The following is a 12,556-nucleotide window of genomic DNA, read 5'->3' as shown; positions in this document are numbered from 1 at the left end:
CATGACAGAACTGCCCTCCAGCGTCCGCTGGCAATTATGGATAGTGGCTTTCGGCTTCTTTATGCAGTCGCTGGACACCACCATCGTGAATACCGCCCTCCCCTCGATGGCTAAAAGCCTTGGGGAGAGCCCCCTGCACATGCATATGGTTATCGTCTCCTATGTCCTGACGGTGGCGATTATGCTGCCGGCCAGCGGCTGGCTGGCGGACCGGGTGGGGGTACGCAATATCTTCTTTAGCGCCATCATTCTGTTTACGCTCGGGTCGCTATTTTGTGCTCAGGCCGCAACCCTCGATCAGCTGGTGCTGGCCCGCGTACTGCAGGGCGTCGGCGGCGCCATGATGGTACCCGTCGGTCGCCTGACGGTGATGAAAATCGTTCCGCGCGCCCAGTATATGGCGGCCATGACCTTTGTTACGCTCCCCGGCCAGGTCGGCCCGCTGCTTGGCCCGGCCCTCGGCGGCCTGCTGGTGGAATACGCCTCCTGGCACTGGATTTTCTTAATCAATATTCCGGTGGGCATTATCGGCGCCATCGCCACCTTGTGGCTGATGCCGAACTACACGCTGCAGACCCGGCGCTTCGATATGTTTGGCTTTATCCTGCTGGCGCTGGGGATGGCGACCTTAACCCTCGCGCTCGACGGTAAAAAAGGGCTGGGGATATCCCCGCTGCTGCTGAGCGCGCTGGTGGTCACTGGCGTGGCCTCGATTGTGCTCTATTTATGGTACGCCCGGGGCAACGACAACGCCCTGTTCAGCCTGAACCTGTTTCGCAACCGCACCTTCTCCCTCGGGCTCAGCGGCAGCTTTGCCGGGCGCATCGGCAGCGGTATGTTGCCCTTTATGACGCCGGTATTCCTGCAAATTGGCCTTGGCTTTACGCCGTTTCACGCCGGGATGATGATGATTCCGATGGTGCTTGGCAGCATGGGCATGAAACGTATCGTGGTGCAGGTAGTGAACCGCTTTGGCTACCGCCGCGTCTTAATGGTGGCGACCGTGGGTCTCGCGCTGGTTAGCCTGCTGTTTATGGCCGTCGCCCTGGCGGGTTGGTACTGGCTGCTGCCGGTGGTGCTGTTTGTGCAGGGGATGATCAACTCCAGCCGCTTTTCATCGATGAACACCCTGACGCTGAAAGATTTGCCGGATGATCTCGCCAGCAGCGGCAACAGCATGCTGTCGATGGTCATGCAGCTGTCGATGAGTATTGGCGTGACCCTCGCCGGGATGCTGCTCGGCCTGTTTGGTCAACAGCATATCAGCGCCGATGCCGCCACCACCCATCAGGTCTTTCTCTATACCTATCTGAGCATGGCGGTGATTATCGCGCTGCCGGCATGCCTTTTTTCCCGCGTTCCGGATGATACTGCAAGCAATACCGCTATCGCCCGACATAAAAGGAGTGAGCCGTGAAGCTATGGCGTCCCGGTATTACCGGCAAGCTGTTCCTGGCGATTTTGGCCACCTGCATCGTGCTGCTGATCAGCATGCACTGGGCGGTGCGCATCAGTTTTGAACGCGGATTTATCGATTATATCAAGCGCGGAAATGAACAGCGGCTGACGATGCTGGGCGATGCGCTGAGCGAGCAGTATGCCCTGCACGGCAACTGGAAATTTCTGCGCAATAACGATCGGTTTATTTTCCAGCTGTTAAAGTCGTTCGATCGCGATAACGACGATCGCTTCCCCGGCGGGCGCAAAACAAACGCCGGCGGCACGCCTGACGGCCGCCTGGATATCGGCCCCCCTGACACCGATGGTCCTCCGCCGGATGGTCCTCCGCCGGACGGTCCACGCGGCCCCGGCCCGGATATGCCCCCGCACGGCTGGCGCACGCTTTTCTGGGTTGTCGATCAGAAAGGACGAGTGCTGGTTGGCCCGCGCGAGCGGGTGCCTGAAGACGGCAGCCGTCGCAACATTGTGGTTAACGGCGTGTCGGTGGGCGCGGTTATCGCGTCACCGGTCGAGCGTCTGACGCGCAATACCGATATTAACTTTGACCGTCAGCAAAAGCGCACCAGCTGGCTGATTGTTGCTCTGTCGACGATCCTTGCTGCGCTGGCAACCTTCCCGCTGGCGCGCGGCCTGCTGGCACCGGTCAAACGTCTGGTCGAAGGGACCCACCGCCTGGCGGCGGGAGATTTCACCACCCGCGTGGCGGTCAGTAGCAGCGATGAACTCGGCCGCCTGGCGCAGGATTTTAACCAGCTCGCCAGCACCCTGGAACGCAACCAGCAAATGCGTCGCGACCTGATGGCGGATATTTCTCATGAGCTGCGGACCCCGCTGGCGGTGCTGCGCGGCGAACTGGAAGCGATTCAGGACGGCGTACGCAAATTCACCCCGGATTCCGTGACCTCGCTCCAGGCGGAGGTCGCCACCCTGACCAAACTGGTCGACGATCTACACCAGCTATCGATGTCCGACGAAGGCGCATTGGCCTATCAAAAAACCTCCGTGGATATCATTACGCTGCTGGAAGTCGCGGCGGGCGCTTTCCGTGAACGCTTTGCCAGCCGGGGGCTGACCATCGCCGTTTCGCTTCCGGAAAACGCGACGGTATTTGGCGACGGCGATCGCCTGATGCAGCTTTTTAATAACCTGCTGGAAAACAGCCTCCGCTATACCGATAGCGGCGGACGTCTGCTGATCAGCGCCAGCCAGACAGGCCGTCGCATCATCCTTGATTTTGCCGACAGCGGTCCGGGCGTCAGCGATCAACAGCTGGAACGGCTGTGCGAGCGCTTTTATCGTGCCGAAGGTTCACGCAACCGCGCCAGCGGCGGCTCCGGACTGGGGCTGGCTATTTGTGTCAACATCGTGGCTGCCCACGGCGGCACCTTACGGGCCGACCATTCGCCTTTTGGCGGGGTTAGCATTAAAGTAGAGTTACCTCTGGAACGTGATACACCGAGAGACGTATGAGTGAATTACCTGTTGATGAAAATACCCCACGCATTCTTGTCGTGGAAGATGAACCCAAACTGGGTCAGTTGCTGCTCGACTATCTGTTCGCAGCAGGTTATGCGCCAACGCTGATTAATCACGGCGACAAGGTTCTGCCTTACGTTCGCCAGACCCCGCCGCACTTGATCTTGTTAGATCTGATGCTGCCGGGAACCGATGGCCTGACGCTATGTCGGGAGATCCGTCGCTTTTCCGACGTTCCGGTGGTGATGGTGACGGCGAAAATTGAGGAAATCGATCGCCTTCTTGGGCTGGAGATCGGCGCCGACGATTATATCTGCAAACCCTACAGCCCGCGCGAAGTCGTCGCCAGGGTGAAAACGATCCTCCGCCGCTGCCGGCCGCGCCGGGATCTGCTGGCGCTGGATGCGGAAAGCCCGCTGATTGTCGATGAGGGCCGTTTTCAGGCCTCATGGCGCGATAAGCTGCTGGATCTGACTCCTGCCGAGTTTCGTCTGCTGAAAACCCTGTCGCAGGAGCCGGGCAAGGTTTTCTCCCGCGAGCAGCTGCTCAATCATCTGTATGATGACTATCGGGTGGTGACCGACAGAACGATCGACAGCCATATCAAAAACCTGCGGCGTAAGCTGGAGTCGCTGGACGCCGAGCAGTCCTTTATCCGCGCCGTCTACGGCGTCGGCTACCGCTGGGAGGCCGACGCCTGTCGCCTGGCGTAAGTCCCCTCCTCGTTTCACACGGGTAGATTGGGGTAAGGGGAAGGTTTACTCTCCTTACCCACAGCGCTACAATGCCCGCCCTTAATGTGTGGGCACTGTTCATAACGGTGCTTCCCCAAGTCGCCGCATCAGGTGTGGCGAATCTGACCTGTCATCAGAACGAGAACATCATGTTTAAACCGGAACTCCTTTCCCCGGCGGGAACGCTGAAAAATATGCGTTACGCCTTCGCTTATGGCGCAGACGCCGTTTATGCTGGCCAGCCGCGTTACTCTCTGCGCGTGCGCAACAACGAATTCAACCATGAAAACCTGCAGCTGGGCATCAATGAAGCCCATCAGCTGGGGAAAAAATTCTACGTGGTCGTCAACATTGCGCCGCACAACGCCAAGCTGAAAACCTTCATTCGCGATCTGAAGCCGGTGGTGGATATGGGGCCGGACGCGCTGATTATGTCCGATCCGGGTTTGATCATGCTGGTACGGGAAAACTTCCCCGATATGCAGATTCATCTGTCGGTCCAGGCCAACGCCGTTAACTGGGCGACCGTTAAATTCTGGCAGCAGATGGGGCTGAGCCGGGTCATTCTTTCCCGCGAACTGTCGCTGGATGAAATCGGCGAAATCCGTAGCCAGGTCCCGGAGATGGAACTCGAGATTTTCGTCCACGGCGCCCTGTGCATGGCCTATTCCGGCCGCTGCCTGCTCTCGGGCTATATCAACAAACGCGATCCGAACCAGGGCACCTGCACCAACGCCTGCCGCTGGGAATATAACGTCCAGGAAGGCAAAGAAGACGACGTCGGCAATATCGTCCACCAGCATGAGCCGATTCCGGTCAAGACCGTCGAACCGACGCTGGGGATCGGCGCGCCAACCGACCGGGTGTTTATGATTGAAGAGGCCAAACGGCCTGGCGAATACATGACCGCCTTCGAAGATGAACACGGCACCTACATCATGAACTCCAAAGACCTGCGCGCCATTGCGCACGTCGAGCGCCTGACGCAGATGGGCGTGCACTCGCTGAAAATCGAAGGCCGCACTAAATCGTTCTATTACTGCGCGCGCACCGCTCAGGTTTACCGCAAGGCTATCGATGACGCCGCGGCGGGTAAACCGTTTGACGAAAGCCTGCTGGAAACGCTGGAAGGGTTGGCCCACCGCGGCTACACCGAAGGCTTCCTGCGTCGTCATACCCATGACGACTATCAGAACTACGAGTACGGTTATTCCCTCTCCGAGCGCCAGCAGTTTGTCGGTGAATTTACCGGCGAGCGCAACGGCCAGCTGGCCGCCGTGGCGGTGAAGAATAAATTTTCCGTCGGCGACAGCCTTGAGCTGATGACCCCGCAGGGCAACGTTAACTTCACCCTTGAACATATGGTGAATGCCAAAGGCGAGGCAATGCCGGTCGCCCCTGGCGATGGCTATACAGTATGGTTACCTGTGCCGGAAGAGATGGAGCTGCAGTATGCTCTGCTGATGCGCAACTTTACTGGTCAGACGACCAGAAATCCGCATAGCAACTAGTTTATCAGGGTTATTTTTTCAGGATGCACGGATATTAGAAACGGATCACACACCGCTTCGTTTGAAGCGGGTATCATCCATCCTGCTGAAAAACATAACCCATAAATGCTAGCTGTACCAGGAACCACCTCCTTAGCCTGCGTAATCTCCCTTACGCGGGCTTATTTTTTATCACGCCGCTGTGCGCTCCTTCTTTTCTCGCCGCCGTCCGGTTTTACAAAATGTCCATCCTCGCCTTCATGGGGTACACTTTCTGCATCTCGTACAAAAAGGAAGCCATAACTATGCCCGTGTTTCCAGCCAGCTTACTGATTCTCAATGGCAAAGGAGCTAACGAGCCGCAGTTGCGCGAAGCGATCGCGCTGTTGCGCGAGGAAGGTGTCGACATCCATGTCCGTGTGACCTGGGAAAAAGGCGATGCCGTCCGTTTTGTCGATGAAGCGCTGCAGCTTAAGGTGGGGACGGTGATTGCCGGCGGCGGCGATGGCACCATCAATGAGGTCGCCACGGCGCTGGTCCAACGTCAGAGCCAGGTGCCGCTCGGTATTCTGCCGCTGGGTACCGCCAATGATTTCGCCACCAGCGTCGGGATCCCGCAAGATCTCGCCAGCGCCCTGAAACTGGCGATCGTCGGCCGTGATATCGCCATAGACGTGGCGCGAGTGAATGACAAAACCGGCTTTATTAATATGGCAACCGGTGGCTTCGGCACCCGGATCACCACCGAAACGCCGGAAAAACTCAAAGCCGCGCTGGGCGGCGTCTCCTATCTGATTCATGGCCTGATGCGTATGGACACCCTGAAACCCGACCGCTGCGAAATCCGCGGCGAAAACTTTAGCTGGAGCGGAAACGCGCTGGTTATTGGTATCGGTAATGGTCGTCAGGCCGGTGGCGGTCAGCAGCTTTGCCCGCAGGCCCTGATTAACGATGGTCTGCTGCATTTGCGGGTTTTTACCGGCGAAGAGCTGCTCCCCGCGCTGTTTACTACCCTGGCGAACCCCGACAACTCCCCTAACCTGGTGGACGGCGTGTCGTCGTGGTTTGAAATCACCGCGCCGCACGAGATGACCTTTAACCTCGATGGCGAGCCGCTGAGCGGGAAGCATTTCCGCATGGAAATTCTCCCGGGCGCCCTGCGCTGCCGCCTGCCGCCGGACTGCGCGCTGCTGAAATAATACCAGGTGGAAAGTGAGCGCAGAACGAAGAGATTAAAAGACCGTTTACATCTCCAGGACTTCTGCGCTCACCGATAAGGTCGTTACCCGAGGGCCAGAGCAGGCTCAGAGCGCGTCTGCAGCAGTTCCGGTAACGAGCGATGGCGGGCGACGGCGGCGGCAAAACGCGGATGCTGGCAGTCTGGCGCAATCACGACCGTGGCAATGCCCGCCGCCTGCGCCGCGCAAAAGCCATGAAAACTGTCCTCGATAACCAGACACTCCCCGGCGCTCAGCCCCAGCTTGCCCAGGGTCGAGAGGTAGACCGCCGGGTGCGGTTTGCCCCACGCCTCATCATCGGCGCTGGAAATCACATCAAAACAGGAGCGTAGAGAGAGCTTATCGAGTACCGCGGAAATCACCTGGTGAGATGAGGAGGTCGCCAGCGCAATCCGGTAGCCCAGACCACGAAAATGCGCCAATGTCTCGTTGACGCCGCTCATCGCCGCTCCTTTGGCGGTAATTAATCCAACGATGCGTTGTAAAATGAGCGCTTCCAGCTGCTGTGGCGCAATCGCCAGCCGGCAGTGCCGACACCACACGCGGGCAATATCGTCCAGTCGTTTACCTTTCGTCAGCGTTTCACACTCCTCCTCGCTGACCGTCGCCCCCCAGCTGGCCAGCGCCTCCCGTTGCGCCTGCCGCCACAGGGCTTCTGAATCAATAATCACCCCATCCATGTCAAAAATAACCGCTTTGATGCTCATCTTCTACCTCAAACCGGGCTGACGGGGCTCGCCTGTCAGCCCGGGAACTGTGTCAGGAAAACTCAACGCTTTTGCGCGCAGGCACAGGCTTCAGGGTAAAGCCCGGCTGCTCGACGCGAATATAGGCGCAGAGGAAAAAGGCCAGCACGTACAGCGCGGTGTACGCCACCACCACCCCAATCGTACTGAAGTACGGCAGCAGCACCACCGCAATCGCCGGCGCCAGGAAGTTGGACAGCCCCGCCGACAGGTTGTAGACCGAAATGGCCGCCCCTTTATGCTGCGGCTCCAGCGCCGGGAAGACCGCCGCCATCGGCACAAACGCCGCCACGAAAATCCCCAGCGCAATCGCCGGCACCAGCGCCATGGCAAAGTTATGCCCGAAATGCTGCGGGATGTAGTAAAACGCCAGACTCGACAGCGCCATCCCGATGCAGCCAAACCAGCGCACTACTTTCATCCAGCCCAGTTTCTCGCCGAGGATCCCCCACAGTACGTTGGAGAAAATGGTGGTGAAGAAGAAAGCCGCCCATACCTGGAGCCACTCGGAGGTGGTAAAGCCCAGCTCATCGACAAACATCAATGGCATGATCACCGCAAAGCCAAACAGCGACAGGGTGTTGATGATGCGCACCATGCTGGAAAGCAAAATATTGCGGTTGGTGTAGAGCAGGGTGGCGGCGCGCCCCAGCTCAGCAAACTTCTCGCGGGTGGTAAGGTTCTGCATATGGCGCGGCGTCTGAATATGGCGCAGCGAGACCAGGGCGATAATGCCGCCGGTGACGCAGAACACCAGCGCCAGCCACAGGGTGCCCAGCTCGCCGATATGCGGGATGGTAAAGCTCGGGATATAGCTGCCAAAGACGCCAATACCAATTGAGTAAACCGCCCAGAACCAGCCCAGCGCCGAGCTGGCGCCGTCGCTTTTCACGTTGTGCACGATGGCGACGATAAAGGAGTAGAGGAACAGCGGGTAGGCAAAGCCGCGAATACCGTAGAACAGCAGGATCAGCGGGTAGTTGGCGTGGCCGAGGCCAAAAATCAGGAACAGCACGTGGAACACGCACCACAGCACAAAGCCGATCAGCATGGTTTTCTGCGGGGTGATGATCTCGGCGACCACGCCGGAGATCCACGCCGACAGGGCGGCGGCGAGGCCGTAGAGGGTAAAGGCGAAAGAAGCCTGGGCCGGGGTGAAACCCAGCTCCTTGATGTAGTGCGAGAGAAAAGCCAGCTCAAAGCCGTCGCCGGTCATAAACACGGCGATGGCGATGTATCCCCAGATCAGATTCAGCGGCAGACCGAACCACTGTTTGCTATTCACGGACATAATGACCTCGTATTCAGGGTGCAGGAAGACTCTCCGGCGCAACCACCGGAGGATTTTTTATTATTAAAATCAGTGATGTCGGTAATTCAGGTCGTTGAGATATAGCGCTTTAAATTGCGCATAGCGTTGCATCAGAATGTGATGGCGTTCAGGCGCGGCGCGCCAGGTCTGGTAGACCTCTGGTTTTTCGCAGACGGCAGCCAGCGGTTTCCCCGCCGCCAGACAGGCCAACCGCGCCGCCCCCAGCGCACCGCCGGTTTCGCCGCCTTTGTGGGTCACAACCGGCATAGCAAGAATATCCGCCAGCAGCTGCGCCCAGAACGGACTGCGGGCGCCGCCGCCGACCAGCGAACACTGTTCAATCCGCGTGCCGCTCTCTTTCAGTACCTGCAAGCCATCGTTGATACCGAAACTCACCCCCTCCAGCACCGCGTAACCCAACTGGGCACGTAGGCTGGAATGGGTCATCCCCCAGAACATTCCGCGCGCGTCCGGATCGTTATGCGGCGTACGTTCCCCGGAAAGATAGGGCAGAAAGAACGGTGCGTTGGCTTTCTCTTCCTCGCTCAACTGGGCAATCTCTTCCAGCAGCGCCACTTCGGTGGTGCTGGTTAAACGGCAGAACCACTGCAGGCAGCTGGCGGCGCTGAGCATCACGCTCATCTGATGCCACAGGTTCGGTAAGACGTGGCAGAAGGCGTGCACCGCCGACTGCGGCGCCGGCCGATAGGCATCGGTCACCACGAACAACACCCCGGAAGTGCCCAGCGAGATAAATGCATCGCCCGGCGAGACCGCGCCGACGCCGATCGCGCTGACCGCGTTATCGCCACCGCCGCCGGCCACCACCACCGAGGGATTCAGGCCCCAGCGCGCGGCAACCTGCAGGTCCAGGGTGGCGGACACCTCGCAACCTTCAACCAGCGTCGGCATCTGACTGCGCGACAGGCCACACTTATCCAGCAGCGCATCGGACCAGTCGCGTTTCGCCACGTCCAGCCACAGCGTCCCGGCGGCATCCGACATATCGGAGATTTTTTTACCGGTCATTTTGTAGCGCAGATAATCCTTCGGCAGCATCACCGTTGCCGTGCGCTGAAAGTTTGCCGGCTCGTGACGGCGCACCCACAGCAGTTTTGGTGCGGTGAAGCCCGGCATCGCCAGGTTTCCGGCGACCTGATGCAGCTCAGGCGCCCTCTCCTCCAGCTCACGACACTCCTGGGCACAGCGCGTATCGTTCCACAAAATGGCCGGACGGATCACCTCCCCGCCGCTATCCAGCAGTACCGCCCCGTGCATCTGCCCAGAGAGGCCAACGGCCTTAATCGCGGACCAGTGATGGCCACATTTTTCCCGCAGCGTGGCGACCAGATATTCCGTGGCTTCCCACCACGCCTGCGGCGCCTGTTCTGACCAGTGCGGATGAGGCCGCTGAATAGTCAACGGCGCGCTATGGCTGGCGACAACCGCATTATTCTCATCAATAACCAGCGCTTTTACTTCCGAGGTGCCAAGATCGATGCCTAAGTACATAGCCCGCTCCTACTGAATCAGGGAATAGACGGCGGCAATCTTCTCGCGCATCAGCGCCAGGAAATCAGCCCGTTCAGCCAGGGAACCAAACAGCGCCCGATCTTTGGCATAAAGCGCAATCGGGTCGCTGGATTCAAACATTTCATGGACCGCCTGAGCATCGAGAATGCCATCCTGGTATTCGTAAGGCAGAGTGCCTTTGTGCCACTGTTCCATAAAGACAAAGAACAGCGCGGGCAGCATGGCCGTCGCCTCCGGGCGGGCGCCGCGCTGATAGCACTCCTGTAGGGTCGGGGCGATCATCGCCGGGATTTTTGAGAACCCATCCGCCGCAACCCGCTGGTTGGTGTCCTGAATATAGGGGTTGGTGAAGCGCTTAAGGACCACGTCGCGGTAGGTCGCCAGATCGATTCCGTTGTCGCCGAGGCACGGAATCACATCTTCGGTGACGTAGCGGTCGGCAATAGCGTAAATAAAATCGGTCAACGTGCTTTCGTGGATATAGCGTTGACCCATTAACGTACCGGCCCACGCGATACAGCTGTGCGACGCATTCAGAATGCGGATTTTAGCCTCTTCGTAAGGGATAACCGAGTCAACCATCTCCACGCCGACGGCCTCCAGGTTCGGACGCTCAGCGCGGAAATTATCTTCGACCACCCACTGAATAAAGGTCTCGCCCATCACCGGCGCTTTATCGTCAATACCGGTTTGCGCCTTGATGCGCGCCGGCAGATCGGCCGCTGGCCGCGGCGTGATGCGGTCCACCATGGTGTTCGGGCAGGTCGCATTCGCCGCCAGCCATGCTATTACCGCCCGCTTGCCGGTTAACTGGAGAAACTCCACCAGCCCGTCGTGAAAGCGCTCGCCGTTGTGGCGAACGTTATCGCAGTTGAGCAGCGTCAGCGGTCCGGCGTTATCCGCCATGCGTTTTTCCAGAATGCGTGCGATGGTGCCGTAGATGGTTTTGCAGCCCCCCTGCAGATCGTTAATTAAATCCGCATTGCTGGTCTCCAGCTTATGGCTGGTATTCAGGTAGTACCCCCCTTCCGTCACGGTAAAGGCGATAACTTTGGTCTGCAGGTTTGCCCCTTCGTCAATCAGCGGCTGCAGTCCGTTCTGCCACGGCAGCAGTTTTTGAATCGAGGCGATCTCTTCATATTCGCGCTCCCCTTCCGGGCTGACGGTTTCCAGAACGTAGCGCCCGTTCTGGGCGATAAGCGCCTCAACCACCTGCTCGGCATCCTGACGAATATTGCCCGCCGCGATATGCCAGCGCGTATCGCCGGATGCGATCAACCGATGCAGATACCACGCCTGGTGCGCACGATGAAATGAACCCAGACCGATGTGAAGCCATGTGAATTGCTGATTCATATTCTGATCTCCTTGAGTGATGGGACTCACTGTAGATGATCATTTGTTCCAAATAAGAGCCATAGATCACAAAAGATCAATTACCCAATAAAATTACAAATGACCAAATAAGAGCAAAAGCTTGCCTGATTTAAAAACCGCGGCGAGAATGCGGCTATCACCTGAATCATTCGCCATGCAGACTCCTGACGCCAGAGACCGCGGGAACCCTTTATCGGATCGAATGAGGCCGGGCCTGTTTATGACCATACGCTTAAGGCAGGGAATCATGGGTAAAGAAGAAGATATCAGGCTGGATCAGAAGGTCCGCGCCGCATGGATGTACTATATTGCCGGTCTGAATCAAAGCGAGATCGCCAGCCAGCTGGGGACTTCAAGGCCGGTGGTACAGCGAATGATCGCCGCCGCTAAAGAAGAGGGAATCGTCTCGATCGGCCTTCACCATCCGGTGGCCAACTGCCTCGACTACGCGCAGCTGTTGCAGGAGAAATACCGGCTGGTCGACTGCAATATCGTTCCCGCGTGGAGCGAAGAGAGCACGCTGGACAGCGTCTCTTTCGGCTGTTACCAGCTGATGGCCCGCTATCTGCAGGATGATAAAGCGAAAATTATCGGCATCGGCTCCGGGCTGACGCTGAAAAAGACCATGCAGCGGATCGACTTCGACAGCCTGAATACGCGCTGCGTGGCGCTGATTAGCGCTATGGACGCCGACGGCCAGTGCAACTATTACGACGATGTTCCTCTGCTGCTGGCGCGAAAAATCCAGGCCAAATATTATCAATGGCCCGCGCCGCGCTACGCGCAAACCGTAGATGAACATGAAATGTGGTGCACCAGCCGCCTGTTCCGCAACGTCTCAGGCGTGGCGCAGCAGGCGGACGTGATTTTCGTCGGCATCGGCCCGCTTGGCACCAACAGCCCCATCTTTAAAGACGGCTTTATCAACCAGGCGCAGCTGGATGAGCTGACGGCCCAGGGCGGGATTGGCGAAATTCTCGGCCGCTTCATTGATGCCGACGGCGGCGTGGTGGAGAGTAATATCAACCGGATGATCACCAGCTACGATATTCGCCAGAATCAGTGCCCGCGCATTGCGGTGGCCTGCGGAGAATATAAACGTCCGGCGATTCTGGCGGCGCTGAAGGGGGGCTGGATCAATGGCCTGGTCACGGATGAGCACACCGCCCGCTGGCTGCTGACGCGCTAG

At 58.5% G+C, this 12,556-nt stretch carries 10 protein-coding genes; 6 read left to right on the top strand and 4 right to left on the bottom strand.

Going from position 1 to position 12,556, the window contains the following annotated elements; translation table 11 throughout:
- The first annotated feature begins 1 nt into the window (after position 1).
- The 5 genes from mdtD to yegS all read left to right on the top strand — a co-directional run bounded on the left by mdtD (position 2) and on the right by yegS (position 6,360).
- A complete protein-coding gene (gene mdtD / locus AC236I_RS08030; RefSeq protein ID WP_015583882.1) occupies positions 2-1,417 on the top strand; it encodes an MFS transporter in 1,416 nt (471 codons plus the stop codon).
- Positions 1,414-2,931, top strand: a complete 1,518-nt coding sequence (gene baeS / locus AC236I_RS08025; RefSeq protein ID WP_015583881.1) for an envelope stress sensor histidine kinase BaeS — start codon at positions 1,414-1,416, stop codon at positions 2,929-2,931. The genes mdtD and baeS overlap by 4 nt, the downstream gene beginning before the upstream one ends.
- Positions 2,928-3,650 carry an envelope stress response regulator BaeR gene (gene baeR, locus AC236I_RS08020; protein ID WP_004864635.1) on the top strand — a complete coding sequence of 241 codons (723 nt, stop codon included), beginning with the start codon at positions 2,928-2,930 and terminating at the stop codon, positions 3,648-3,650. The genes baeS and baeR overlap by 4 nt, the downstream gene beginning before the upstream one ends.
- A gap of 170 nt (positions 3,651-3,820) precedes the next feature.
- On the top strand, positions 3,821-5,182 hold the full coding sequence (trhP, locus tag AC236I_RS08015; RefSeq protein WP_015583880.1) for a prephenate-dependent tRNA uridine(34) hydroxylase TrhP: 1,362 nt from the start codon (positions 3,821-3,823) through the stop codon (positions 5,180-5,182).
- 284 nt (positions 5,183-5,466) lie between these two features.
- Positions 5,467-6,360 (top strand): lipid kinase YegS, encoded by an 894-nt coding sequence (yegS, locus tag AC236I_RS08010; RefSeq protein WP_015583876.1) that lies wholly within the window; start codon positions 5,467-5,469, stop codon positions 6,358-6,360.
- An 83-nt stretch (positions 6,361-6,443) separates the two neighbouring features.
- Here yegS and AC236I_RS08005 read toward each other — a convergent pair whose 3' ends face one another.
- The 4 genes from AC236I_RS08005 to dalD form a co-directional block, all read right to left on the bottom strand.
- Positions 6,444-7,106, bottom strand: a complete 663-nt coding sequence (locus AC236I_RS08005) for an HAD family hydrolase (RefSeq protein WP_015583875.1) — start codon at positions 7,104-7,106, stop codon at positions 6,444-6,446.
- A gap of 52 nt (positions 7,107-7,158) precedes the next feature.
- Positions 7,159-8,436: an RbtT/DalT/CsbX family MFS transporter gene (locus tag AC236I_RS08000; protein ID WP_064356845.1), complete on the bottom strand. Its 1,278-nt coding sequence runs from the start codon at positions 8,434-8,436 to the stop codon at positions 7,159-7,161.
- A gap of 69 nt (positions 8,437-8,505) precedes the next feature.
- Positions 8,506-9,969: a xylulokinase gene (gene xylB, locus AC236I_RS07995; RefSeq protein WP_048025151.1), complete on the bottom strand. Its 1,464-nt coding sequence runs from the start codon at positions 9,967-9,969 to the stop codon at positions 8,506-8,508.
- Positions 9,970-9,978: 9 nt separating this feature from the next.
- Positions 9,979-11,346 (bottom strand): D-arabinitol 4-dehydrogenase, encoded by a 1,368-nt coding sequence (gene dalD / locus AC236I_RS07990; RefSeq protein ID WP_487608738.1) that lies wholly within the window; start codon positions 11,344-11,346, stop codon positions 9,979-9,981.
- A 268-nt stretch (positions 11,347-11,614) separates the two neighbouring features.
- Here dalD and AC236I_RS07985 point away from each other — a divergent pair, with 268 nt between their 5' ends.
- Entirely contained in the window at positions 11,615-12,556 is a 942-nt protein-coding gene (locus AC236I_RS07985; RefSeq protein WP_032717927.1) for a sugar-binding transcriptional regulator, read from the top strand.

The organism is Klebsiella sp. Sb-30 (assembly GCF_057652795.1).
The sequence above is the reverse complement of the archived record's forward strand: the minus strand, read 5'-3'. Positions and strand labels throughout refer to the sequence as shown.

What these genes read in the sequence shown, in the direction of transcription:
- AC236I_RS08005 (WP_015583875.1), bottom strand. Translation starts at nt 7,106, where the DNA reads ATGAGCATCAAAGCGGTTATTTTTGACATGGATGGGGTGATTATTGAT.
- xylB (WP_048025151.1), bottom strand. Translation starts at nt 9,969, where the DNA reads ATGTACTTAGGCATCGATCTTGGCACCTCGGAAGTAAAAGCGCTGGTT.
- AC236I_RS07985 (WP_032717927.1), top strand. Translation starts at nt 11,615, where the DNA reads ATGGGTAAAGAAGAAGATATCAGGCTGGATCAGAAGGTCCGCGCCGCA.
- baeR (WP_004864635.1), top strand. Translation starts at nt 2,928, where the DNA reads ATGAGTGAATTACCTGTTGATGAAAATACCCCACGCATTCTTGTCGTG.
- mdtD (WP_015583882.1), top strand. Translation starts at nt 2, where the DNA reads ATGACAGAACTGCCCTCCAGCGTCCGCTGGCAATTATGGATAGTGGCT.
- dalD (WP_487608738.1), bottom strand. Translation starts at nt 11,346, where the DNA reads ATGAATCAGCAATTCACATGGCTTCACATCGGTCTGGGTTCATTTCAT.
- trhP (WP_015583880.1), top strand. Translation starts at nt 3,821, where the DNA reads ATGTTTAAACCGGAACTCCTTTCCCCGGCGGGAACGCTGAAAAATATG.
- AC236I_RS08000 (WP_064356845.1), bottom strand. Translation starts at nt 8,436, where the DNA reads ATGTCCGTGAATAGCAAACAGTGGTTCGGTCTGCCGCTGAATCTGATC.
- yegS (WP_015583876.1), top strand. Translation starts at nt 5,467, where the DNA reads ATGCCCGTGTTTCCAGCCAGCTTACTGATTCTCAATGGCAAAGGAGCT.